This window comes from Microtetraspora sp. AC03309 (assembly GCF_020826795.1).
Taxonomy (GTDB): domain Bacteria; phylum Actinomycetota; class Actinomycetes; order Streptosporangiales; family Streptosporangiaceae; genus Microtetraspora; species Microtetraspora glauca.
The window spans coordinates 1-21,767 of the sequence record NZ_JADDIL010000080.1; the positions used below are offsets into that span (position 1 = coordinate 1).

Annotated in this window: 20 protein-coding genes; 5 read left to right on the top strand and 15 right to left on the bottom strand. The window is 70.0% G+C overall.

The window, feature by feature from the left end; translation table 11 throughout:
• Window positions 1–368 precede the first annotated feature (368 nt).
• Both IMZ11_RS34745 and IMZ11_RS34750 read right to left on the bottom strand, forming a co-directional pair.
• The gene (locus IMZ11_RS34745) at window positions 369–1,646 is read right to left on the bottom strand and encodes a class I SAM-dependent RNA methyltransferase (protein WP_228646680.1); all 1,278 of its coding nucleotides are present in this window, start codon (window positions 1,644–1,646) and stop codon (window positions 369–371) included.
• Window positions 1,643–3,679, bottom strand: a complete 2,037-nt coding sequence (locus IMZ11_RS34750; protein WP_228646681.1) for an APC family permease — start codon at window positions 3,677–3,679, stop codon at window positions 1,643–1,645. The genes IMZ11_RS34745 and IMZ11_RS34750 overlap by 4 nt, the downstream gene beginning before the upstream one ends.
• Window positions 3,680–3,785: 106 nt before the next feature.
• On the opposite strand from IMZ11_RS34750, the gene IMZ11_RS34755 reads away from it, so the two are divergent.
• Together IMZ11_RS34755 and IMZ11_RS34760 are read left to right on the top strand one after the other, a co-directional pair.
• Window positions 3,786–4,451 carry a TrkA family potassium uptake protein gene (locus tag IMZ11_RS34755; RefSeq protein ID WP_061255322.1) on the top strand — a complete coding sequence of 222 codons (666 nt, stop codon included), beginning with the start codon at window positions 3,786–3,788 and terminating at the stop codon, window positions 4,449–4,451.
• The gene (locus IMZ11_RS34760; protein ID WP_061255321.1) at window positions 4,451–5,110 is read left to right on the top strand and encodes a TrkA family potassium uptake protein; all 660 of its coding nucleotides are present in this window, start codon (window positions 4,451–4,453) and stop codon (window positions 5,108–5,110) included. Before IMZ11_RS34755 ends, IMZ11_RS34760 begins: the two co-directional genes overlap by 1 nt.
• A gap of 87 nt (window positions 5,111–5,197) precedes the next feature.
• Here IMZ11_RS34760 and IMZ11_RS34765 read toward each other — a convergent pair whose 3' ends face one another.
• The 6 genes from IMZ11_RS34765 to valS all read right to left on the bottom strand — a co-directional run bounded on the left by IMZ11_RS34765 (window position 5,198) and on the right by valS (window position 11,490).
• Window positions 5,198–5,857, bottom strand: coding sequence for a DUF3159 domain-containing protein (locus tag IMZ11_RS34765; protein ID WP_228646682.1), 660 nt, complete (start codon window positions 5,855–5,857; stop codon window positions 5,198–5,200).
• Between the two features lie 96 nt (window positions 5,858–5,953).
• On the bottom strand, window positions 5,954–6,346 hold the full coding sequence (locus IMZ11_RS34770) for an OB-fold nucleic acid binding domain-containing protein (RefSeq protein ID WP_061255319.1): 393 nt from the start codon (window positions 6,344–6,346) through the stop codon (window positions 5,954–5,956).
• A gap of 162 nt (window positions 6,347–6,508) precedes the next feature.
• Window positions 6,509–7,186: a DUF3710 domain-containing protein gene (locus tag IMZ11_RS34775; RefSeq protein ID WP_228646683.1), complete on the bottom strand. Its 678-nt coding sequence runs from the start codon at window positions 7,184–7,186 to the stop codon at window positions 6,509–6,511.
• Window positions 7,187–7,214: 28 nt separating this feature from the next.
• Complete coding sequence (gene dut / locus IMZ11_RS34780) at window positions 7,215–7,652, bottom strand: dUTP diphosphatase (protein ID WP_228646684.1); 438 nt, start codon at window positions 7,650–7,652, stop codon at window positions 7,215–7,217.
• An 11-nt stretch (window positions 7,653–7,663) separates the two neighbouring features.
• Window positions 7,664–8,812: an AI-2E family transporter gene (locus tag IMZ11_RS34785; protein ID WP_228646685.1), complete on the bottom strand. Its 1,149-nt coding sequence runs from the start codon at window positions 8,810–8,812 to the stop codon at window positions 7,664–7,666.
• 107 nt (window positions 8,813–8,919) lie between these two features.
• Window positions 8,920–11,490, bottom strand: a complete 2,571-nt coding sequence (gene valS / locus IMZ11_RS34790; RefSeq protein WP_228646686.1) for a valine--tRNA ligase — start codon at window positions 11,488–11,490, stop codon at window positions 8,920–8,922.
• A 69-nt stretch (window positions 11,491–11,559) separates the two neighbouring features.
• Here valS and IMZ11_RS34795 point away from each other — a divergent pair, with 69 nt between their 5' ends.
• Window positions 11,560–11,871 carry a DUF4235 domain-containing protein gene (locus IMZ11_RS34795; protein ID WP_061255316.1) on the top strand — a complete coding sequence of 104 codons (312 nt, stop codon included), beginning with the start codon at window positions 11,560–11,562 and terminating at the stop codon, window positions 11,869–11,871.
• Window positions 11,872–11,874: 3 nt separating this feature from the next.
• Here the strand turns inward: IMZ11_RS34795 and IMZ11_RS34800 are convergent, their stop codons facing one another.
• From IMZ11_RS34800 to IMZ11_RS34820, 5 genes are all read right to left on the bottom strand, one after another.
• Window positions 11,875–13,251, bottom strand: a complete 1,377-nt coding sequence (locus IMZ11_RS34800; RefSeq protein ID WP_228646687.1) for a trehalose-6-phosphate synthase — start codon at window positions 13,249–13,251, stop codon at window positions 11,875–11,877.
• A gap of 394 nt (window positions 13,252–13,645) precedes the next feature.
• On the bottom strand, window positions 13,646–14,395 hold the full coding sequence (locus tag IMZ11_RS34805; RefSeq protein WP_228646688.1) for a hypothetical protein: 750 nt from the start codon (window positions 14,393–14,395) through the stop codon (window positions 13,646–13,648).
• 20 nt (window positions 14,396–14,415) lie between these two features.
• Window positions 14,416–14,715: a DUF4193 domain-containing protein gene (locus IMZ11_RS34810; RefSeq protein ID WP_030505490.1), complete on the bottom strand. Its 300-nt coding sequence runs from the start codon at window positions 14,713–14,715 to the stop codon at window positions 14,416–14,418.
• 257 nt (window positions 14,716–14,972) lie between these two features.
• The gene (locus IMZ11_RS34815) at window positions 14,973–16,466 is read right to left on the bottom strand and encodes a cell wall metabolism sensor histidine kinase WalK (RefSeq protein ID WP_228646689.1); all 1,494 of its coding nucleotides are present in this window, start codon (window positions 16,464–16,466) and stop codon (window positions 14,973–14,975) included.
• Window positions 16,463–17,116 (bottom strand): response regulator transcription factor, encoded by a 654-nt coding sequence (locus tag IMZ11_RS34820; protein ID WP_061255497.1) that lies wholly within the window; start codon window positions 17,114–17,116, stop codon window positions 16,463–16,465. The genes IMZ11_RS34815 and IMZ11_RS34820 overlap by 4 nt, the downstream gene beginning before the upstream one ends.
• 244 nt (window positions 17,117–17,360) lie before the next feature.
• Between IMZ11_RS34820 and IMZ11_RS34825 the strand changes: the two genes are divergently transcribed.
• A complete protein-coding gene (locus tag IMZ11_RS34825; RefSeq protein ID WP_228646690.1) occupies window positions 17,361–17,525 on the top strand; it encodes a hypothetical protein in 165 nt (54 codons plus the stop codon).
• A gap of 138 nt (window positions 17,526–17,663) precedes the next feature.
• Here IMZ11_RS34825 and IMZ11_RS34830 read toward each other — a convergent pair whose 3' ends face one another.
• Both IMZ11_RS34830 and IMZ11_RS34835 read right to left on the bottom strand, forming a co-directional pair.
• Window positions 17,664–18,485 carry an inositol monophosphatase family protein gene (locus tag IMZ11_RS34830; RefSeq protein ID WP_228646691.1) on the bottom strand — a complete coding sequence of 274 codons (822 nt, stop codon included), beginning with the start codon at window positions 18,483–18,485 and terminating at the stop codon, window positions 17,664–17,666.
• A 109-nt stretch (window positions 18,486–18,594) separates the two neighbouring features.
• A complete protein-coding gene (locus IMZ11_RS34835; RefSeq protein WP_228646692.1) occupies window positions 18,595–20,580 on the bottom strand; it encodes a S9 family peptidase in 1,986 nt (661 codons plus the stop codon).
• 183 nt (window positions 20,581–20,763) lie between these two features.
• On the opposite strand from IMZ11_RS34835, the gene IMZ11_RS34840 reads away from it, so the two are divergent.
• Window positions 20,764–21,762, top strand: a complete 999-nt coding sequence (locus tag IMZ11_RS34840) for a ferrochelatase (protein WP_228646693.1) — start codon at window positions 20,764–20,766, stop codon at window positions 21,760–21,762.
• Window positions 21,763–21,767 lie beyond the last annotated feature (5 nt).

Here is a 21,767-nt window from a genome sequence, read left to right on the forward strand (position 1 = left end):
AGGCTCTTGAACTTGGACATAGCGATTCTCCCCCGAAAAGGAATCGATTCCTCTAGACGCTCGAGCATCTCCGCCATCCATGCCGAAGAATGCCCCGGATAACCCCTGATAGGGCTATTTCCGCACCGTCTGGATCTCCGGAACCACGAGACGACAAACACCGCCATACCGTTCTTAGGCAGCTCTTGTCGTGTCATTGATCAACAAGGGCCCGGTTCGCGGCCTGATCATTGATCTGGCCGCAAGGCGCGCAGCGAGACTCCGCGTGACGGGCTTTCCTGGGGGGCGGAGCGCGTCGATCTTGGCCGGCACTGGATGATCGTGGCGGATCGTTGAGGATTACCAGATGTGTAATCCCAGGTCAGACGCTATTCCACGTCCTTGACCAGGAGGGCGACGCACTCCACATGGTGGGTCATCGGGTACTGGTCGAACGCCCTCAGATCATCCAGGCGATAGCCGTACGGGGCGAACCAGGCGATGTCACGCGCCAGCGTGGCCGGGTCGCAGGAGACGTAGACGACGCGGAGCGCGTCCAGCGTGGCGACGCGGTCCACCACGGGCCGTCCGAGTCCCGCCCTCGGCGGGTCGACCACGACGAGGTCGGCCCGCTCGATCTCCAGGCGGTCGAGCGCCTCCTCGACCTTGCCCCGCTCGGTCCGGGCCTGCGGCAGGTCCCGCAGGTTCCACCGCGCGTCCTGTACGGCCTGCGGATCCGACTCCACGCCCAGCACGGCGCCGTCGGGGCCCACGGCCTCGGCGAGGCCGGCGGCGAACAGGCCGACGCCGCAGTACAGGTCGAGCGCCCACTCCCCCGCCTTCGGCCGCGCGAAGTCCAGCACGGTGTCGAGGAGGGTCGCGGCGGCGCCCGGATGCACCTGCCAGAAACCGCTCGCGGTGACCCGGAAGTCCCGGTCGCCGACACGTTCGGTCATGGACGCCTGGCCCCGGACGGCGCGCGTGCCTCGCTTGCCCTCGTCGATGAGGACCGCGGCGTCGACATCGGGCAGGGACACCCGCCTGCCGGGCCTCGGGGTCACGATGACGGCCCGGTCGCCGCCCGAGGACGCCACCACCTCGACGGCGGCGGCCCCCGGCCACTCGAGCCCCTCCGCGCCGACCTCCTCGACCGCCGGATGGGCGATCGGGCAGGCGTCGATGTACTCGATGTCGTGCGACCGGTGCCGGCGCAGGCCGATGGAACCGTGCCTGTCGGCGGCGAACTGCACCCGCGTCCGCCAGCCGAGCCCGCCTCCGGCGGAACCGGGCACCTCCTCGACGGTCACCTTCCATTCGATGCCCGCGAGGCGGCGCAACTGCTCCTCGACGACGTCCGCCTTCAACCGGCGCTGCGCCTCGGGCGACGCGTGCTGCCAGTCGCAGCCGCCGCACCTTCCCGGGCCGCTGAACGGGCAGGGCGGCGTCACCCGGTCCGGTGACGGCTCCAGGATCTCGACCGCGTCCGCGCGCAGGAACCGCGCGGTCTCCTCGGTGATCGCCGCGAGGACACGCTCTCCGGGGAGCGCGTGCCGTACGAACACGACCCGCCCCTCGTGCCTGGCCACGCACCAGCCGCCGTTCGCGACCGGCCCCACCGTCAACTCGATCGCCATCGTGTTCTCCCCGCCGATTCCTTGCTTGGTCATGCCTTGATCTCGCCGTTCTTCACTTCGGTGTGCGACCGCCGTACGGCACCGGGCGCGAACGCCTCGGGGCGGCCCTTGAGCCGGTCGGAGGAGGCGAGCTGCCACGGCACGCTGGTGACCATCACTCCCGGCTTGAACAGCAGACGCCCCTTCAGCCGCAGCGCGCTCTGGTTGTGGAGCAGGTGCTCCCACCAGCGGCCGACGACGTACTCGGGGATGTACACGGTCACCACGTCGCGCGGCGACTTGCGGCGCAGCGACTTGACGTAGTCGAGCACCGGCCCGGTGATCTCCCGGTAGGGCGAGTCGAGGATCTTCAACGGCACCGGAATGCCCCGCCGGTCCCATTCCTCCTGAAGCCTGGCCGCCTCGTCGGCGTCCACGCTCACCGTGACGGCCTCCAGGGTGGACGGCCGGGTGGCCCTGGCGTACGCGAGGGCGCGCAGCGTCGGCTTGTGGATCTTGGACACGAGCACGATGGAGTGGTTGCGGGCCGGGAGCATCGTCTCGTCGATCTCGCCCTCGGGCGCGGCCAGCTCGTCGGCGACCCGGTCGTAGTGGTGCCGGATGCCCTTCATCATCAGGAACAGCACCGGCATGGCGATGCAGACGATGTACGCGCCGTGCGTGAACTTCGTGAGCAGGACGACGATGAGGACGATGCCCGTCATGACCCCGCCGAACCCGTTGATGACGCGGGCGCGCATCATGCGGAAGCGGGCCTTGGGGTCGGTCTCGGTCCTCAGGTGCCGCGTCCAGTGCCGCACCATGCCGATCTGGCTGAGGGTGAACGACACGAACACGCCGACGATGTAGAGGTTGAGCAGCTTGCTCACGTCGGCCTGAAACGCCCAGATGAGCAGGCAGGCGCCGGTGGCGAGCAGGATGATGCCGTTGCTGAACGCCAGCCGGTCGCCGCGGGTGTGCAGCTGGCGCGGCAGGTACCGGTCCTGGGCGAGGATCGAGGCGAGCACGGGGAAGCCGTTGAACGCGGTGTTCGCGGCCAGGAACAGAATGAGCGCGGTGACCGCGGCGATGGCGATGAACAGGATCGAGCCGTCACCGAACACGGCCGACGCGACCTGCGCGATGATCGGCTGCTGGTAGTAGCCGGGCCCGGCCGGCTGCCCGTTGATGAGGATGTCCCTGGCGACGTTGGCGGGCTCGGTCAGCTTCACCCCGGCCTTGAGGCCCAGGTAGATGATGCCGCTGAACATGACGACCGCGATGACGCCCATCATGAGCAGCGTCGTCGCGGCGTTCTTGCTCTTGGGCTTGCGGAACGCGGGCACGCCGTTGCTGATCGCCTCGACGCCGGTCAGCGCGGCGCAGCCGGAGGAGAACGCGCGCAGCACCAGGAAGGCCATCGCGAACCCGGCGATGTCGGCCTGCTCCGCCACGATCTGGTAGTCGGCCGTGGGGGCGCGCAGCGTGTCACCCAGCACGAGCAGCCGGAACAGACCCCACAGGACCATGCCGATCACGGCGAACATGAACGCGTACGTCGGAACCGCGAAGGCCGCGCCCGACTCGCGGAGGCCGCGCAGGTTCATGATGGTCAGCAGCACGACGATCGCGATCGCCACCAGCGGCCGGTTCTCCGCGACGAACGGCACCGTGGCGCCCACGTAGTCGGCGCCGTTGGCGACCGAGACCGCGACCGTCAGCACGTAGTCCACGAGGAGCGCGCTCGCCACGGTCAGCCCGGCGCTCGGCCCCAGGTTGGTCGTGGCGACCTCGTAGTCGCCGCCGCCGCTCGGGTAGGCGTGCACGTTCTGCCGGTAGGAGGCGACCACGGTGAGCATGACCACCACGACGCCCAGGGCGACCCACGGGCTGTAGCTGTAGAACGCGGCACCGCCCAGCGACAGGATCACCAGGATTTCCTGCGGCGCGTACGCCACCGAGGAGAGTGCGTCACTGGCGAAAACCGGAAGCGCGATACGTTTGGGGAGCAACTGGTCGTGGAGTTGCGTGCTGCGAAGCGCACGCCCCACGAGGAGCCGCTTGACGAGGTCCGTCACCTTTGACACGACTGTCGATGCTAGTCCTTCACCTTGGCTCCCCGCTCACCCGGCATCCACAGGGAGCGACATACTGTGCTCAAAGGAGACCGCCCCAACCCGACGGCGGGAGAGCATGCATATCGTGATCATGGGATGCGGACGGGTCGGTTCGACTCTCGCCCACATCCTCGAGGACAGCGGCCACTCGGTCGCGATCATCGACCGTGACCCGCAGGCCTTCCGCAGGCTGCGCGCGGGCTTCCGCGGCCGACGGGTCACCGGAGTCGGCTTCGACCGTGATGTCCTGGAGGAGGCGGGGCTGGCGACGGCCTCCGCCTTCGTCGCGGTGAGCAGCGGCGACAACTCCAACATCATCTCCGCCCGCGTGGCACGCGAGACCTTCGGCGTGGACAACGTGGTGGCCCGCATCTACGACCCCAGGCGGGCCGAGGTCTACCAGCGCCTCGGCATCCCGACCGTGGCGACGGTCCGCTGGACCGCCGACCAGATCCTGCGCCGGGTGCTCCCGGAGGGCGCGGAACCGCTGTGGCGCGATCCCACGGGGACCGTGATCCTCGCCGAGATGGCGTTCAACCCCGGCTGGATCGGGACACGGACGCGGAAGGTCGAGGAGGCGACGGGCGGCAGGATCGCCTTCCTCAACCGGATGGGCGAGGCCCTGGTGCCCAAGGACGACACCGTCATCCAGGACGGCGACATCCTGCACGTCATCGCCGCGGAGAACGACATGGACCGGATCAACAAGGTGCTGTCCGGCGCACCTTCCGAGGAGCACTGATGCGCGTCACCATCGCGGGCGCGGGCGCCGTCGGGCGCTCCATCGCCGCGGAACTCCTGGAGAACGGCCACGAGGTCCTTCTCATCGACGTCGATCCACGAGCCATCAAGATCGACAGCGTTCCCCGCGCCGAGTGGCTGCTCGCCGACGCCTGCGAGATCTCCTCGCTCGACGAGGCCGGGCTGAACGGCTGCCAGGTCGTCATCGCCGCGTCCGGCGACGACAAGGTCAACCTGGTGGTCTCCCTCCTGGCCAAGACCGAGTACGGCGTGCCTCGCGTCGTGGCCCGCATCAACCACCCCAAGAACGAGTGGCTGTTCAACGAGTCGTGGGGCGTGGACGTGGCGGTCTCCACGCCGCGCCTGCTCTCGGCGCTGGTCGAGGAGGCCGTCAGCGTGGGCGATCTCGTCCGGCTGATGACCTTCCGGCAGGGCCAGGCGAACCTGGTCGAGCTCACCCTGGCCGAGGACGCGCCGGTGGTGGGGCAGCGGGCCGGGTCCGTGCCGTGGCCGGTGGACGCGGCGCTGGTCGCGATCCTGCGCGAGGGCCGGGTCCTGGTGCCGTCGGCCGACGACCCGCTGGAAGCCGGGGACGAGCTGCTCTTCGTCGCCAACCAGGACGTGGAGCACGAGCTCGCCGAACTGCTGTCGGGGCGCTGAGCCGCGACTGGGCCGCGACTGGGCCGCAACTGGGCCGCGCAGCTGAGCCGCAGAGCCGGTCGCCCCTCCGAGCGGGGCGACCGCCGCTCAGCCGGTGCTCTGGATCGGGGTACGGCCCCGGGCGAGCACCCACACCATGGCCGCGAGCGCCGCGACCTGGAGTGGCCAGCCCAGTGCGATCTTGGTGAGGCCGAGCGTGACGACCTGGTCGAACATGTAGAGCGGGAGCTGCACCAGCACGCGCACCAGGCAGGGCAGCATCAGCAGCCACGTGAGCTTGGAGCAGAGCCGGACCAGACCCGGATCCTTGTGCCAGGCCGTCGGATCACCCGTCACCGAGCCGATGAGGAAGCCCAGGACCGGCCATCGGGTCACGATCGACAGCAGCATGGCCCCGGCGTACACGGCGTTGTAGAGGATGCCCGGCAGGAAGTAGTCCTTCGCGTCACCGCTGCGGGTGGCGAAGAACGCGCCGATGGCGATGCCGATCAGGCTGTTGATCACGAACTGCGGCGTGCTGCGCTGCACGAGCCGCACCAGCAGCAGGACGACCGCGGTGGCGATGCTGACGATCAGCGAGAGCTTGAGCTCGCTGGTGCCCACCCACATGGCGGTGAAGGCGATCGTGGGCACCGCGGCCTCGATGATGCCCCTCATGCCGCCCAGCGCCTTACTCAGCTGGGCCCTGAGGGCGGCCTCGACGGTGTCATGTGCGGCGTGCGTCGCCGTTACGTCCGCTGCACTCATGATTCCTCCTCGCGTCGCGACCGGCGGGGCCGGTCGCATGGCGCGTCGCTCGCGTCGATCCGCTCGGCGAACGCGCTCACGCGCGCTCCCCGACGATCACTGCCCACCGGCGGGGCGAAGCTCGTAACGTGGGTTGAACATGACCTTCCGGCCGTCCTGGACGCTGACCAGACCCTCGGCACGGACCACACGGCCGGGCTCGATGCCCGCGATCTTGCGGCGGCCGAGCCAGACCAGGTCGATCACGTCGGAGCCGTCGTACAGCTCCGCCTCCAGCGCGGGGGCTCCGCCCCGTGGCCGAAGTGTGACGGTTCGTAGTGTACCGGCGACGCAGGAGCGTTGCCGCTCCCCGCAGGAGGCGATGGGCGTGGCGCCGTGCCTGCCCAGGTCCTCGCGGAGTTCTTCGGCCTCCAACTCGGCCTGGCTGCTCGTCAGCCGCTGGAAGAAGCCGCGCAGACGGCCTTTCTTCACCGGCTCCGCCGTGCTCATCGATCGCTCACCGTCTCCTCGCGGGCCGTGCGGGCCGCCTCGCCGCCGGCGACGCTCTCTCGGGAGGCGTGTCGCCGGCCACTGCGCGTGCTCACCAAGCTCGCTCCCTGTTCATGCTTTCCAAGCGTAGGCGATGGAACGCGGCGGAGCGCATGCCGGGTTTCACCGGATCTCGGAGATCTCCGGGCCTCGCTCGAACGGCTTGAACTCCTCGTGCTCGGGCTCCTGCTCCATCGCCTGCCTGGCCTCGGCGGGCAGGCGCAGCTGGATGGGCTCGCGCGGAGCCATCGGCTCGTCGCCACGGACGACGACGATGTCGCGCACGACTCCTTCAAGGGTCTCGGCCGCGGCCGGATCGAGTGCGGCGCGGCCGCTGAGAGCGGCCCGCAGGAGCCAGCGCGGCCCGTCCACCCCGATGTAGCGGACCGGCTGCGTGCCCTGGCCCTGCGCCGGGACCTTCGCGGCCAACTCCGGCCCGAACGGGCCCTCCTGCTCCTCGGCGGTGCCGCCCAGGGCGGCCACCTCCCGGGACAGCTCGGCACGGACCTCGTCCCAGATGCCGCTGCGCTTCGGCGCGGCGAACGCCTGCACCTGCAGGGCGCTCTCCTCCACGAGCACGACGGCACCCACGATGCTGTCACCGGACATGGTGAGCTGGATCTCGAAACCGGGACCGACGGGCAGGAGCAGACCTCCCAGGTCGACCCGCTCGATCTCCGGATGCGCCTCTTCTGCGTCCCACGGACCTGATTCGCGCGCGGGAGCGGCGGGCTCCCTCTCGGGTACGGCCTGCGCCGTCTCCTCGTCCGCGCGTCGACGGCGTCCGAACACGTCGTTCACACTCCTTATGACCTGTGCTCGCCTGTGATCATCGACCGGTGGAGCCGAACCCGTTCGCGCCGCGTACCGAGCCGGGCAGCCGGTCCACCTCGTAGAAGGACGCCTTCTCCACCCGCTGGATGACCAACTGGGCGATGCGGTCGCCGCGTCTGAGCGACGCGGTCTCCTTGGTGTCGGTGTTGAGGAGGGTCACCTTGATCTCGCCGCGGTAGCCGGCGTCAACCGTTCCCGGCGCGTTCACCAGGGTGACGCCGAACTTGGAGGCGAGCCCCGACCGGGGGTGCACGAACGCGGCGTACCCGTCGGGAAGGGCGATGGCCACCCCGGTGCCGACCACGGCCCGCTCCCCCGGCAGCAACTCGACGTCCGTCGCGGCGTACAGATCGGCCCCGGCGTCACCGGGATGCGCGTAGCCGGGCAGCGGGAGCTCTGTGTCGAGACGGTGGATCAGCACCTCAACATTCATGAGCCAAGACACTACCCGTTGCGGTGGGGAGAAACCGCCTCCACGGACTCGGATGGCTTCGGTGTGGAGCGTTCCGGCGGCTCTGCTCCCTGGGGATGCAGGGGCGGCGACTGCGGAGGCTCCCCGACGGGAGGTGGCGGTTCACGGCGCAGCAGTTCCTGCAACACGCGGTAGATGACCGCGGCCACCGGGACCGCCACCGCCGCCCCCGCGATCCCCGCGATCACACCGCCCACGCCCAGCACCAGGATGATCGCCAACGGGTGGAAGTCCACCGCCCGGCCGACGATGAGCGGCTGCAGGACGTGGTTCTCCAGCTGTTGCTCGACGATGAGGACGCCCACGAAGATCGCCGCGGGCACCCAGCCCTGGGATCCGAACGTCACGAGGGTCGCGACCGTCCCCGCGAAGAGGATGCCGACGATCGGGATGAAGCTCGCGATGAACACCAGCACCGCGAGGGGCGCCCACAGCGGCACCCGCAGCACGGCGAGGGTCGCGCCGATCACCACACCGTGGATCGCGGAGATGGCGACGGTGCCCTGGACATAGTGCGAGAGGGTCCGCCAGGCGGACCGGCCCGCCCGGTCGACGTGCGGCGCCGCCCCGCCGAACGCGCGCAGGAACCAGTTCCAGATGCGGTCGCCGTCCTTGAGGAAGAAGAACGTGACGAAGAGCAGCAGCACGATGCCGGCGAGCACCTCGACCACCGCCGCTGCCCCGGTGATGACCGTGCCCGTGATCTGCCCGCGCCGTTCGACGAGCTGTTTCGTCAGCTCGTCGATGACGCCGGTGATCTGGGACTCCTTCAGATGGAAGGGCCCGTTGATCAGCCAGGTCTGCACCTCGCGCGAGGTCTTGTCGATCTGGTCGACGAGCCGGGGCGCCTCCGCGTTGGCCCTGATGCCGATGAGGAAGCCGATGCCGGCGATGACCGCGAAGAAGAGCAGGACCGTGAGCCAGGTGGCGTAGATCGGCCGCATCCGTCTGCGCAGGCGGCCGGTCACCGGATACAGCAGCGCGGTCAGCAGGAACGCCACCGCCACCGGCAGCGCCACGATGCCGACCCGGCCGATGATCTGCCAGAAGAAGTAGATCACTACGCCGAGGACGATCAGACAGGCGCCCCACACGGCGAGCGTGAGCAACGTGGGGGGCACATGAAGCGTTCGACGTTCCTTTTCCGGGATCACAACGTCCAGCCTGACATGTCGCCCCCCAACGCGCGCACCCGATTATTCATCCGGCGACGAACGCGTGACCGCCGTCACTCGGCGAGTGTGACGGACACCGTGGAATCCGGCCCAGCCGGGTCGAGCACGAACTCCTCGACGTTACCCGCCGCGCACAGGTCGTCCTGCGCCTGCCGTACGAGCGCGGCGTGGGGACCGGAGACGGAGAGGCGGGAGATCTCGGCCCGCATGGACAGCCTGGCCTCGGACTTGGCCTTGCGCACCTGGCGCAGCACCTCGGCCACAGCGCCGAGCACCGCGGGGTCGCCGTGGGCCCCGCGGCCGGGCTCGACGCCGGGGTCGGCCTCGAGATCAGCAGCGGACGGCCAGGCGGCGCGGTGCACAGAACCGGCGCGCCACCAGGACCAGACCTCCTCGGTCACGAACGGCAGGAAGGGCGCGAAGAGCCGCAGGAGCACGTCGAGCGCCTGGCGCAGCGCCGTGACGGCCGAGGCGTTCCCGTCGTAGGCCCGTGCCTTGACCAGCTCCAGGTAGTCGTCGCACAGCTCCCAGAAGAAGCGCTCGGTGCGCTCCAGCGCCCGGGTGTAGTCGTACTCCTCGAACGCCTCGGTGGCCTCCGTCACGACCGTGCGGAGCGCGGCCAGCATCGACAGGTCGAGCGGCTCGGTGACCCGCCGCTCCCCGGCGGGGGCCTCTCCGAAGCCGAGCACGAACCGGGAGGCGTTCAGGATCTTGATGGCCAGCCTCCGGCCGATCTTGATCTGCCCGGTGTCGAACGCCGTGTCCGTGCCGGGGCGCCCGTTCGCCGCCCAGTAGCGCACCGCGTCGGAGCCGTACTGCTCGAGCAGGCCCAGAGGCGTGACCACGTTGCCCTTGGACTTGGACATCTTCTTGCGGTCAGGGTCGAGGATCCAGCCGGAGATCGCGGCGTGCTTCCAGGGCAGGCCGCCGTGCTCCAGGTGCGCCCGGACGACCGTGGAGAACAGCCAGGTCCGGATGATCTCATGGGCCTGCGGGCGCAGGTCCATCGGGAAGACCCGGCGGAACAGGTCGTCGTCGCGCTCCCAGCCGGCCGCGATCTGCGGCGAGAGGGACGACGTCGCCCAGGTGTCCATCACGTCGGGATCGCCGACGAAGCCGAGCGGCTTGCCGCGCATGTTCTCGGTGAACCCGGGGGGCACGTCGCTGGACGGGTCCACGGGCAGGGACGACTCCTCGGCCGGGATCGGCGCCTCGTAGACGGGCAGGCCGTCGCCGTCCAGGGGGTACCAGACCGGGACCGGCACGCCGAAGAACCGCTGCCGGGAGATCAGCCAGTCGCCGGCCAGGCCCTCGACCCAGTTGTCGTACCTGACCCGCATGTGGGGCGGGTGCCAGCGCAGCTCGGTGCCCCGGTCGAGCAGGGCGAGGCGCAGCTCGACGTCACGGCCGCCGTTGCGGATGTACCACTGGCGGGTGGTGACGATCTCCAGCGGCCGGTCGCCCTTCTCGTAGAACTTCACCGGGCGCTGGATCTTGCGCGGGTCGCCGTCGAGGTCGCCGGCCTCGGCCAGCATCTCCACGATCCGCTCGCGAGCGCTGTGCACGGTCTTTCCGGCCAGCTCCTTGTACGGCTCGGCGGGCACGGCCTCCGGCGGGTCGTTCAGCAGGCGGCCGTCCCAGCCGATCACCGGCCGCGTCGGCAGGTCCAGCTCACGCCACCAGGTGACGTCGGTGACGTCGCCGAAGGTGCAGATCATGGCGATGCCCGAGCCCTTGTCCGGCTCGGCGAGGTGGTGGCTGAGGACCGGCACCTCGACCCCGAAGATCGGCGTGCGCACGGTCGTGCCGAACAGCGGGCGGTACCGCTCGTCGTCGGGGTGGGCCACCAGGGCGACACAGGCCGGGATCAGCTCGGGCCGGGTCGTCTCGATCCACACGCGGTCGCCGAAGCCCTGCTCGCGCTGCTCCGGGGACAGCTCGAACCCGATGCGGTGGAAGGCTCCGGGCCACTCCCGGTCCTCCAGCTCGGCCTGGGCGACGGCCGTGCGGAACGTCACGTCCCACAGCGTCGGCGCTTCGGACAGGTATGCCTCGCCGCGCGCGAGGTTGCGCAGGAAGGCCCGCTGGGACGCGACCCGCGCGTGCTCGCCGATCGTGGCGTAGGTCATCGTCCAGTCGACGGACAGGCCGAGGCGGCGCCACAGCTCCTCGAAGGCCTTCTCGTCCTCGGCGGTGAGCCGCTCGCACAGCTCGATGAAGTTCTTCCTGGACACCGGGACCTGGCCCTTGGCGTTCGCCGGCGGCTCGAAGTCGGGGTCGTACGGCAGCGAGGGGTCACAGCGGACGCCGAAGTGGTTCTGCACGCGACGCTCGGTGGGCAGGCCGTTGTCGTCCCAACCCATGGGATAGAAGACCTCGCGCCCGCGCATCCGCTGGTAGCGGGCGACGGTGTCGGTGTGGGTGTAGGAGAAGACGTGTCCGACGTGGAGCGAGCCGGAGACCGTGGGCGGCGGCGTGTCGATCGAGTAGACCTCGTCGCGGGTGCGGGACCTATCGAAGCGGTAGGTGCCGTCCGCCTCCCAGCGTGCTACCCATACCGCCTCGAGTCCATCCAGAGTGGGCTTCTCGGGCATGGCGGCGGTGCGCGGTCGCTGTTCGGTCATGCCACCTAATGGTATGGCGTCGGCGGCTCTACCGTGCGGAGAGACTAGGGTCGTTACCGAGGAGGAATCATGGCGGAAATCACGCACGCCGGCCACGAATCAGGCGCGGTGGACAAACCCGATATGACCTGGCGGATCGTCGGCGGCCTGGTAGGCATCGGCGTGGGCTTCGCCTCGCGCAAGGTGCTGTCGTTCGCGTGGCAGAAGACGACGGGAAAGAAGCCCCCTGCCAGCGCGGACTCGCTCGACATCAGCCTCGGCGAGGCGATCGCGTACGCCGTGGTGATGGGCCTCGGCATGGAGGTGGCCCGCATCGTCGCGGTCCGCGCGGCGGCCAAGAAGTGGCACTCGTGGAAGTCCGACGCCGAGACCAAGCTCTGACCGTCAACCGGCCTCGAGCGCGGTGAGGAAGTCACTGGCCCACTTGTCGACGTCGTGGGTGGCGACCCGGCGCCGCAGCGAGCGCATCCTCCGGGCCAGCTCGTGCGGCGTCGCGCGCATCGCGGTGAGCATGGCCCGCTTCATCCCGTCTATGTCGTACGGATTGACCAGGTAGGCCTGGCGCAGCTCGTCGGCGGCCCCGGCGAACTCGCTGAGCACGAGTGCCCCGCGCAGGTCGTAACGGCAGGAGACGTACTCCTTGGCCACCAGGTTCATGCCGTCGCGCAGCGGGGTGACCACCATCACGTCGGCCGCGCGGTAGAGGGCGGCCAGTTCGTTCTTGTCGTACGACTGGTGCAGGTAGCTGATCGGCTGGCGGCCCAGCATCCCGTACTCGCCGTTGATCCGGCCGACCCTGAGCTCGATGTCGCCCCGCAGCCGGATGTACTCGGCCACCCGTTCCCTCGTGGGGGTGGCGACCTGCACGAACGCCGCCTCCCCCGGCTGGATCGCGCCGTCGGCGAGCAGTTCGCCGAACGCCTTGAGCCGCTGGCCGATCCCCTTGGTGTAGTCGAGCCGGTCGACGCCGAGCAGGACGTGCTCGGGGTCGCCGAGCTCGGCGCGGATCTCCTTGGCCCGGGCGAGGATGTGCGGCTCGCGGACGAGCTGGTCCAGCTCGCCGAAGTCGACGGAGATCGGAAACGCCTCGGCCCGGACGGTACGGCCGTCCACCTGGACCTCGTTCCTGTGGTTCTGCAGGCCGAGCAGGCGGCGGCAGAGCCGGATGAAGTTGGAGGCGCCTCCGGGGCGCTGGAATCCGACCAGGTCGGCGCCGAGCAGGCCCTCCAGGAGCTCCTTGCGCCACGGAAGCTGCCAGAACAGCTCGGCCGGGGGGAACGGGATGTGCAGGAAGAAGCCGATCCGCAGGTCGGGACGGAGCTTGCGCAGCATCGCCGGGACGAGCTGGAGCTGGTAGTCCTGCACCCAGACGACGGCGCCGGGGGCGGCGGCGTCGGCGGCGGCCCGGGCGAACCGGTCGTTGACGGCCCGGTAGGCGTCCCACAGCACACGCGAGTAGACGGGCGTCGCGACGACGTCGTGATAGAGGGGCCAGAGGGTCGCGTTGGAGAAGCCCTCGTAGTAGAGCTCCATCTCAAGGGCGGAGAGCGGCACGGGGATGAGATGCATCCCGTCGTTGTCGAACGGCTTGAGTTCCTCGCCCGCGGCGCCGGTCCACCCGAGCCACGCTCCGTCGCGCCGCTGCATGACCGGCGCGATCGCCGTCACCAGGCCCCCGGGGCTGCGCCGCCATTCGGTCTCGCCGACACGGTCGACGGGCAATCGGTTCGCGACGATCAAAAACGCGCTGGTGCCATCCATTGAGCCCCTCCGGAGATCGTCCCCACTACGTCACGCCCCCGTAGGACAACCATACGAAAGGCCAGTCATACCGCCCATACCCGCCATGAAGTGCACAATTCATTTGGGCGGGTGTGAGAATGATCTCGCCAGGTCACGGGTGGTCACCAAGAGGTTTAGACCAATCGGCTACATTTCCGTATCGTTCGATCACACACAGCGCGTTCGACCGGATCGGCGTCCGGCACGAGAGAGACGAAGATCACACAAGATCACGCGGGAAGTGTCCGGGAGAACACACGGAGCCCGCGCGGAAAGCGGGGAACGCACGGAGATCGCCCGGAAAGCGGGGGAACGCACGGAGACCGTGACGATCACGTGGGTCCGACGCCGTGTCATTCGCCGCGACGTGACGTCACGCGGGGGGAAGAGCGCGCGACCTGAGGTCGGCGCGTACGGCCTGGGCGAGTTTCTTGGTGGCGACGCGATTGAACGTGCCACCCGCGATGGCTCCTGTGAAGAAGGGGCCGAGGGTGGTGAAATGCCGCCCGAGCGTTCTCATCAGGCGGTTGCGCAGCGCGGTCTTCGCCGCGGCGCCGATCGCGAGCGTGGCCGAGCCCGGGGCCAGCGGGTTGACTCCGCGCTGCCTGGCCCAGGCCACCGCGAACGCGGTGGCACGCTGGGTGCCGTTGCCGGGAACCTGCACGCCGTACACCTCGTGCAGCTCGGCGAGAAGCTTGACCTCGATGGCCGCGACGACGAGCGTCTCCGCGACCAGCTGGGCGGGAGCGGAGAGCAGCAGCGGCGGAGCGGCGAACTGGGCCGCGGCCAGGGCACCGCCGACGGCGCCGACGGCCATCGTGCCCTTCGCGGCGGTGCGGACCAGGTCGTCGGCGAGTTGCTCGCCGGTCAGCCCGTAGTGATGCCGCTGAAGCGTCGCGGCGTCTCTGATCGGGAGACGCGGCGCGATGTTCATGAAGACATCGGCGAGCCAACGGCCACGCTCGGGGCCGGCGACCTTCGCCTTCTTGGCGGAGTCGACGAGCACCCTGCTGAGGCGGCCGAGCAGGCGGCGCCGCTCGGCCCCGTCCGTTTCCTCAGGGGTCACGAGCTTGCCGACCAGCTCGGCGACCTCGTCTTGTGATCGATCCGCTTCAGAAGCCAACGGACTACTCCTAGCGTCTCCTAGGCGGCGCACTCGCGGCAGACCTGCTGACCGTTCTTCTCAGAGGCCAGCTGACTGCGGTGATGCACCAGGAAGCAACGCGAGCAGGTGAACTCGTCGGCCTGGCGCGGGATCACGCGGAGCGAGAGCTCCTCGTTGGACAGGTCCGCCCCCGGCAGCTCCAGCGACTCGGCAAGGTCCGTCTCGTCGATGTCGATGCTGCCCGACGACTTGTCGCTACGCCGTGCCTGGAGTTCCTGAAGGCTGTCCTCGTTCAGGTCGTCATCGGTCTTGCGCGGGCTGTCGTAGTCGGTAGCCATGTGCGTACTCCATCCCCCTCATCTAACTGTCGCGCTGGTCGCGCGTCTTTAACGCTTGGAAGGCCGTTCTTGTGCCCGTTTCGCCCGGGAGATTTTGCAATCGGTACCCCGGTTCGCGGAACACTGAACCTCCCGGCACGCGAGGGGATGCCGCGCAAGGCTCCAGTTAGCCAAATATGGCGAAAACCAGAGTATTGCGGGTATGACCCACCGCGTTCGACGGCACATCCAACCACATGTGCGGGGCGGTCGCTGTATCAGCGCGCCGACAGTGTCGTCCCGGCCGGGGCGCCGAGCCCCGCGAGACGCACCGTCACCACGAGACCGCCTCCGTCCCTGGGGACGGCGGTCACGGTCCCACCGTGCGCGCGGACGATCGCCCGCACGATGGACAGGCCGAGTCCCGCGCCCTTGGCGGACTCCACCCGGTCGGCGTTCAGCCTGCGGAACGGTTCGAAGATGGAGTCCACTTCGTACGCGGGGACATGTTGCCCCGTGTTGGCGACCTGAACAACGGCACCCCCGTCCACCATTCCCGTCCGTACCCAGACTTTTCCCGATGGGCCGGAATTGTGCTTGATGCCGTTCTCGATGAGGTTGGAGACGCAGCGTTCGAGCAAGACGGGATCACCCGTGACGGGCGCGGGATGGAGATCGTGCTCGACCGTGACGTCGTGCTCGGCGGCGAAGGGGGCGAGCTGCTCCACGGCGGTGGTGGCGACCTCCTGGACGTCCACCGGTTTGCGCACGGTCAGCTCGCGCTCGCTCCTGGCCAGCAGGAGAAGGCCCTCGATGAGGCGTTCGTTGCGGGCGTTCGTGCCGAGGAGGGTACGGCCCAGCACCCTGAGGTCCTCGGACGCCTCCGGGTCGGACAGCGCGACCTCCAGGACCGTCCGGTTGATCGCGAGCGGGGTGCGCAGCTCGTGGGAGGCGTTGTCGACGAACCGGCGCTGCGCGTCGAAGGCGCTGTTGAGCCGGGTGAGCATCTCGTCGAAGGTGTCCGCCAGCTCCTTGAGCTCGTCGTCCGGGCCCTGGAGGTCGATCCGCTCGTGGGCGAGGGAGGTGCCGGAGAGCTTCCTGGCCGTGGAGGTCATCTGTTTGACCGGCCGCAGCGCACGGTCTGCGACGAAATATCCGAGGATCAGCGCGAGGATCCCCACCCCGACCAGAGCCTCAAGCGACCTGATCAGCAGGCCCCTGCGCGCGCCCTCGATCGCCTGGTACTTGACGGACTCCCAATAGACCTGGAGGCGGATGAGCTCCTCCTGGGACGCGCCGACCATCGGCAGGTCCGGCCAGTTGGCCTGGATGGCCCAGCCGACCATGAGGTACATCACGAACATCAGCACCGCGCCCGCGACGAAGAACAGCGCGCCGTAGGTCAGGGTCAGCCGCCACCGGATGCTCATCCGGCCGGGCAGCGCCCGGATGTGCTCGAGCGGTCCCGCCGGTTGCACCGGGTTGGCCTCCACGGGCGGCGGGCCGTCCCACACGGGCGGGCCGCTCGGCGGCGGCGGGACCTGGGCGCGGTACGGGCCCGTTCCCATCGCCGACGTCATCCGCCCGAGGCGGCCACGCGGAGCCGGCGGGCCCTGGTGCCCCCGCGCCGTCTGTCCGCTCAGGCCACTCTGGTCACCCTGGTTCCCCTGGGGGACCCGGGCGGCGGGCCCTCCGGCGGTGCCGTCCGAGCCCGCGGAGGACTCCCTGGGAACGTCCGCGTCGTTCTTCGCGGGCTCGTACGGCTCGGTCACAGTCGGTACCCAACTCCGGGGACGGTCTCGATGATCTGAGGCTCACCCAGCTTCTTGCGCAGCGTCATCATCGTCACGCGCACCACGTTGGTGAACGGGTCGATGTGCTCGTCCCACGCCTTGTCCAGCAGATCCTCCTGGCTGACGACGGCGCCCTCGGCGCGCATCAGCTCCTCCAGGACGGCGAACTCCTTCTTGGTGAGGGCGACCTCCTTGCCGTCCCTGGTCACCAGGCGCTTGCCCGGGTCCAGCCGTACGCCCGCGCGTTCCAGCACGGGCGGCAGCGCGGGAGCGGAGCGGCGGCCGAGCGCGCGTACGCGCGCGACCAGTTCCATGAACACGAACGGCTTGGCGAGGTAGTCGTCGGCGCCCAGTTCCAGGCCCTCGACCTTGTCGTCGACCTCGCCCGAGGCGGTCAGCATGATGATCCTGGAGGCGGACCGCTCGGCCACCAGGCGGCGGGCGACCTCGTCTCCGTGGACCTTGGGCAGGTCGCGGTCGAGCACGATCACGTCGTAGTCGATGTAGCTGGTCTTCTCCAAGGCGGCGGCGCCGTCGTACGCCACGTCGACGGCCATCGCCTCGCGGCGGAGTCCGGTGGCGATCGCGTCGGCCATGACGCGTTCGTCCTCCACCACAAGCACGCGCATCCAGGTCCTCCTCAGAAGGTCGCAGGCCTCCATTCTGGCCCTGTCGGACGTAAGTCGACGGTAAGCGGTCCTCCAGCTCTACGTGACGTAGAGCACAGGCATTGGATGGTTTGAAAGTTCCTAACGTGTGGGTACAGGCAGGTCTACACCCCTCTGTCGTGTGCCGGGGAAGGGTCATGCTCTCCCCAGGATCCGGTGACGGGGTCAACTGGCACCTTTTCGCCCCCTGAGAAAGAAGGTGAGTATGGGCGAGTTCACGACCACGATCGAAACCCGGCTCAACCAGGCCTACAAGGGCCTCCAGGAAGCCACGTCGAACGGGGACGACTTCCTCGCCGACACCCTCACCGCCGAGATCGAGGACCTGCGCAGGCTGGCCGACGATCACGGCGTCGCGATCGAGCGATAGCACCCTCAACGACGCGGGGACCCACCGTTTCGGTGGGTCCCCGCGTCGTGTTCAGGGCCGGTTCCCGTGTCCGGGATCCGCTCCGGTCCGGACCGTCCGCCGTCTGCGGATCACCGTCTGCGGATCACCGGGTACGGATCACTCGTGGACGGCGGGGGCGTCGCGTTCGGGGTCGAGCGGCACGAGCAGGTCGTGCAGCCGGTCGAACAGTCCGGGAGCCGCGCACACCACCATGTCCGTGCCGTGCGGCCTGCCGCGCAGCCCGCCGATCCGCGCGCCGGCCTCGGTCGCGATCAGCCCGGCGGCGGCGTGGTCCCAGTAGTTGGTGCCGCGCTCGTAGTAGGCGTCCACCCGCCCCGCGGCGACCGAGCACAGGTCGACGGCACAGGAACCGCCCCTGCGGATGTCGCGCACCCGGGGCAGCACGTGCGCCAGCACCTCGGCCTGGACGGCCCGACGGCCGGAGTCGTAGCCGAATCCGGTCGCGACCAGCGCCCGGTCCAGCGCGACGCCGGTGTTGCAGCGCAGCCGCTCTCCTCCCAGCCAGGCGCCCTCGCCCCTGGACGCGGAGTAGAGCTCGCCGCGCCGCGGGACGCTGACCGCGCCCGCGACGATCTCGCCGTCCACCTCGACGCCGATGCTGACCGCCCAGTCGGGCAGGCCGTACAGGAAGTTGACGGTGCCGTCGATCGGGTCGACGACCCAGCGGGCGCCGCCGGTGCCGGGCGTGTCGCCGCCCTCCTCGCCCAGGACCGCGTCGTACGGCCTGGCCGCGGCGATGCGGGCGCGGATGAGCTCCTCGGCGGCGCGGTCAAGCGCGGTGACGACGTCGGTGGGGCTGGACTTGGTCTCGACCACCTCCGGCCGGGCCGGGCGCTTGGCGACGAGCATCCTTCCCGCCTCATCGGCGATGCTCACCGCCAGCGCCAGCAACTCCGCCCGGTCGGGTGAAACCCGCACCTCGTCCATCCTGACCCGCCCCCCTGCTCGGTCTGATCACACGATGTCCTGAAATTTCGTGACCGGTGAGGTCACCTGAGGCATCCTCCCAGACCGGGGGGCCAGCCGATCAGGCGAGAGTGGCCGGGTGGGTCCACTCCTCTCCGAGGACGTGCTGCGCCAGGAAGGCCAGCACGGTCTGGTACCAGGCGACGGCGTTCCCCGGCTTGAGCACCCAGTGGTTCTCGTCGGGGAAGTACAGGAACTTGGACTCGACGCCGGACCGCTGCAGGTCCCACCAGAGCCGCAGCCCCTCGCCGATCGGGACGCGGTAGTCCTTGTCGCCGTGGATCACCAGCATCGGCGTCGAGATCTCGCCGAGCCAGTTGTGCGGCGACAGCCGCGCGTACCGCTCGCTGCCCGGCCGGCCGAACTCGCGCTCCCAGTACATCGAGGCGTCCGTCGTGCCGGCGAACTGCTCCAGGTTCCACAGGGACGCGTGGGTGACGATCGCGCTGAACCGGTCGGTGTGCCCGGCGACCCAGTTGGCCATGTAGCCGCCGAACGAGCCGCCCATCGCCGCGATGCGCTGGTCGTCGATCTCGGGCAGCTTGAGGCACTCGTCGGTGATCGCCATGAGGTCGGCGTGGGTGACGGGACCCCACTCGCCCCACCCACGGTCGATCATCGCCTGGCCGTAGCCGGTGGACAGGCACGGGTCCGGCAGCAGGACGGCGTAGCCGTGCTCGGCCATGATCCACGGGTTCCAGCGCCAGGACCAGTCGTTCCAGCTCGACACCGGGCCGCCGTGGATCCACAGGAGGAACGGGGCGGGGTTCTCCGCCGTCGCCCCGGCGGGCAGGACCAGCCAGCCGCGGATCTCCGTACCGTCGTCGGCGACGGCGCTGACCTCGGTCAGCGTGCCGGGCAGGTCCAGCGCGGGAACCGGTGACGGCAGCGTGGTCACGGCGCCGTCGGGGGCGACGCGCACCGGGACGGGCGGCGCGTCCACGGCGCTCCTCAGCGCGTAGATCGACCCGTCGGCCGCCGGGCACAGCTCAAGGTAGGCGCCGTCATCGGGGGTGATCCGCACCGGTTCGCCGTCCTCCGCGCCGGTCACCGGCACGCGGAAGATCGGGCGGCGGCCCTGGTGGTCCGCGGCGATGAAGACCGCGTCAGACGAGGGCGCCCAGGCGACGTCCGCCGGGAAGAGCTCGCCGCCGAGCGCCCGGCCCTCGCCGGTGGACAGGTCGATGACCCACAGCCCGTACGCGCTGGAGAGTTCCTCTGTCGCGTGCCGCTCCCGTGTGCAGGCGACGAATCGGCCGTCGGGCGAGACCGCGACCGGCCCGCCGAAGTCGTGCTCCCCGGAGGTGGCCAGCACCCTGCGACCCAGCGCCTCGCCCGTGGCCGGGTCCAGGTCGATGGCGACGAGTTCGGAGCGCACCTTGCCGCTCGGGAGCGGCACGTACCAGGTGGTGATGACCGTGGCGCCGTCGGGCGTCACCGCGAACGACGCCAGGTCGAGCGCCCGGCCGGGCTCGGGCGTCAGATCGTGCCCGTCGAGCCGGTCGTAGTCGGCTCCGGCGCGCGCCGCGAAGAGCCGGGACTGCGCGGGACCGAGGTCCTGGTCCCAGTAACGGATGGGGTACCCCTCGTGCAGGATGGCGCTGACCCCGGCCTCCTTGCGCGCCTTGCGCCGGTCCGCCTCGGTGGCGGCGTCGCCCGGCAACACCTCGGCGGTGTACACGATCGTGCCGCCGGCCGCCCTGACGCCGGTGACGCCCCCGGGCCGGTCCGCGATCCGCCTCGGCTCGCCCCTCTCGGGCAGCAGCCAGAGCGCGGGGACCTCCTCCGCCTCGTCCTTGACCGTCTCGTCGGGTCTCCGCGAGACGAACAGCACCTCGCCTTCGGTGGTGAACTCCGCGCCCGCCTCGCCCTTGGCCGACCGGGTCAGCCGGTGCGGGCGGCCCTCGGGATCCAGGGGGATCTCCCAGAGCGCGGTGCCGTACGATTTCCTGTCGGGATTGAGGGACTGGACCACGGACACCAACCGCGTCCCGTCCGGGGAGAGCCGCAGCGACTGCACGCGCGGCACGGCGACGTATTCACTCATGTCCCGGAAATGACTCACCGATCGAACCTACCTCGATCTTCCGGCGCCACCAACGTACTCATCCCCCGCCCGGCCGCCGGACGCCCGGCAGGTCTCCCCACCGGACCGGCGTACGGGCCGAATAGGCTGTGAGACCGGATCGGCGGCGAGGCCGGGACGGCGAGCGTGATCGGGCGGGGAGCGATGGGCGATCTGACACATGAGGACGGGCGTCCGGCTCCGCGTTACGACGCGCTGCTCGTGGTGTCCTTCGGCGGTCCGGAGAAGCCCGACGACGTCATGCCGTTCCTGGAGAACGTCGTACGCGGGCGCGGGGTGCCGCGCGAGCGGCTGCTCGAGGTGGAGGCGCACTACCAGCGCTTCGGCGGGGTCAGTCCGATCAACCGGCAGTGCCGTGACCTGATCGCGGCTCTCGACGTGGACGTCCCCGTCTACTGGGGCAACCGCAACTGGCATCCGTTCCTGGAGGACACGGTCCGCCAGATGGCGGCCGACGGGGTGCGCAAGGCGGCGGCGTTCGCCACCTCCGCGTACAGCTCCTATTCGAGCTGCCGGCAGTACATCGAGGACATCGCGCGGGCGCGGGCGGCGGTCCCGGACGCTCCGGAGATCGTGAAGCTGCGCCACTACTTCGACCACCCGGGCTTCGTCGCCGCGATGGTGGACCACACGCGCCAGGCCCTGGAGCGGCTGCCCGAGCCGCGTCGGGAGCAGGCGCGGCTGGTGTTCACCGCGCACAGCATCCCGATCTCGATGGCGAAGACGGCCGGGCCCGCCGGGGGTGCCTACGAGGCGGAGCTGCGCCGGGCGGCCGCGCTCGTCGCGGCGGAGATCCCCGGGGACCGGCCGTGGGACCTCGTCTGGCAGAGCCGCAGCGGCCCTCCCCACATCCCGTGGCTGGAGCCCGACGTCTGCGACCACCTGGAGGCACTGCACGCCTCCGGCACGGAAGCGGTCGTCCTGGTGCCGATCGGCTTCGTCTCCGACCACATGGAGGTCGTCTACGACCTCGACGTGGAGGCGAAGGCGCTCGCCGAGCGGCTCGGCCTGCCGCTCTCCCGCGCGGCCACGGCCGGGATCCACCCCCGGTTCGTCGCGATGGTCTCCGAGCTGATGGCCGAGCCGGAGCCGACCCCGTGCCCGGCGACCTGCTGCCCGGCACCGGTACGGCACCCCCGCTGACCCCC

Bases quoted from the DNA above. Each gene is read 5' to 3' on its own strand.
- IMZ11_RS34745 (WP_228646680.1), bottom strand. From the start codon at position 1,646: ATGACCAAGCAAGGAATCGGCGGGGAGAACACGATGGCGATCGAGTTG.
- IMZ11_RS34755 (WP_061255322.1), top strand. From the start codon at position 3,786: ATGCATATCGTGATCATGGGATGCGGACGGGTCGGTTCGACTCTCGCC.
- IMZ11_RS34760 (WP_061255321.1), top strand. From the start codon at position 4,451: ATGCGCGTCACCATCGCGGGCGCGGGCGCCGTCGGGCGCTCCATCGCC.
- IMZ11_RS34765 (WP_228646682.1), bottom strand. From the start codon at position 5,857: ATGAGTGCAGCGGACGTAACGGCGACGCACGCCGCACATGACACCGTC.
- IMZ11_RS34770 (WP_061255319.1), bottom strand. From the start codon at position 6,346: ATGAGCACGGCGGAGCCGGTGAAGAAAGGCCGTCTGCGCGGCTTCTTC.
- dut (WP_228646684.1), bottom strand. From the start codon at position 7,652: ATGAATGTTGAGGTGCTGATCCACCGTCTCGACACAGAGCTCCCGCTG.
- valS (WP_228646686.1), bottom strand. From the start codon at position 11,490: ATGACCGAACAGCGACCGCGCACCGCCGCCATGCCCGAGAAGCCCACT.
- IMZ11_RS34795 (WP_061255316.1), top strand. From the start codon at position 11,560: ATGGCGGAAATCACGCACGCCGGCCACGAATCAGGCGCGGTGGACAAA.
- IMZ11_RS34800 (WP_228646687.1), bottom strand. From the start codon at position 13,251: ATGGATGGCACCAGCGCGTTTTTGATCGTCGCGAACCGATTGCCCGTC.
- IMZ11_RS34810 (WP_030505490.1), bottom strand. From the start codon at position 14,715: ATGGCTACCGACTACGACAGCCCGCGCAAGACCGATGACGACCTGAAC.
- IMZ11_RS34820 (WP_061255497.1), bottom strand. From the start codon at position 17,116: ATGCGCGTGCTTGTGGTGGAGGACGAACGCGTCATGGCCGACGCGATC.
- IMZ11_RS34825 (WP_228646690.1), top strand. From the start codon at position 17,361: ATGGGCGAGTTCACGACCACGATCGAAACCCGGCTCAACCAGGCCTAC.
- IMZ11_RS34835 (WP_228646692.1), bottom strand. From the start codon at position 20,580: ATGAGTGAATACGTCGCCGTGCCGCGCGTGCAGTCGCTGCGGCTCTCC.
- IMZ11_RS34840 (WP_228646693.1), top strand. From the start codon at position 20,764: ATGGGCGATCTGACACATGAGGACGGGCGTCCGGCTCCGCGTTACGAC.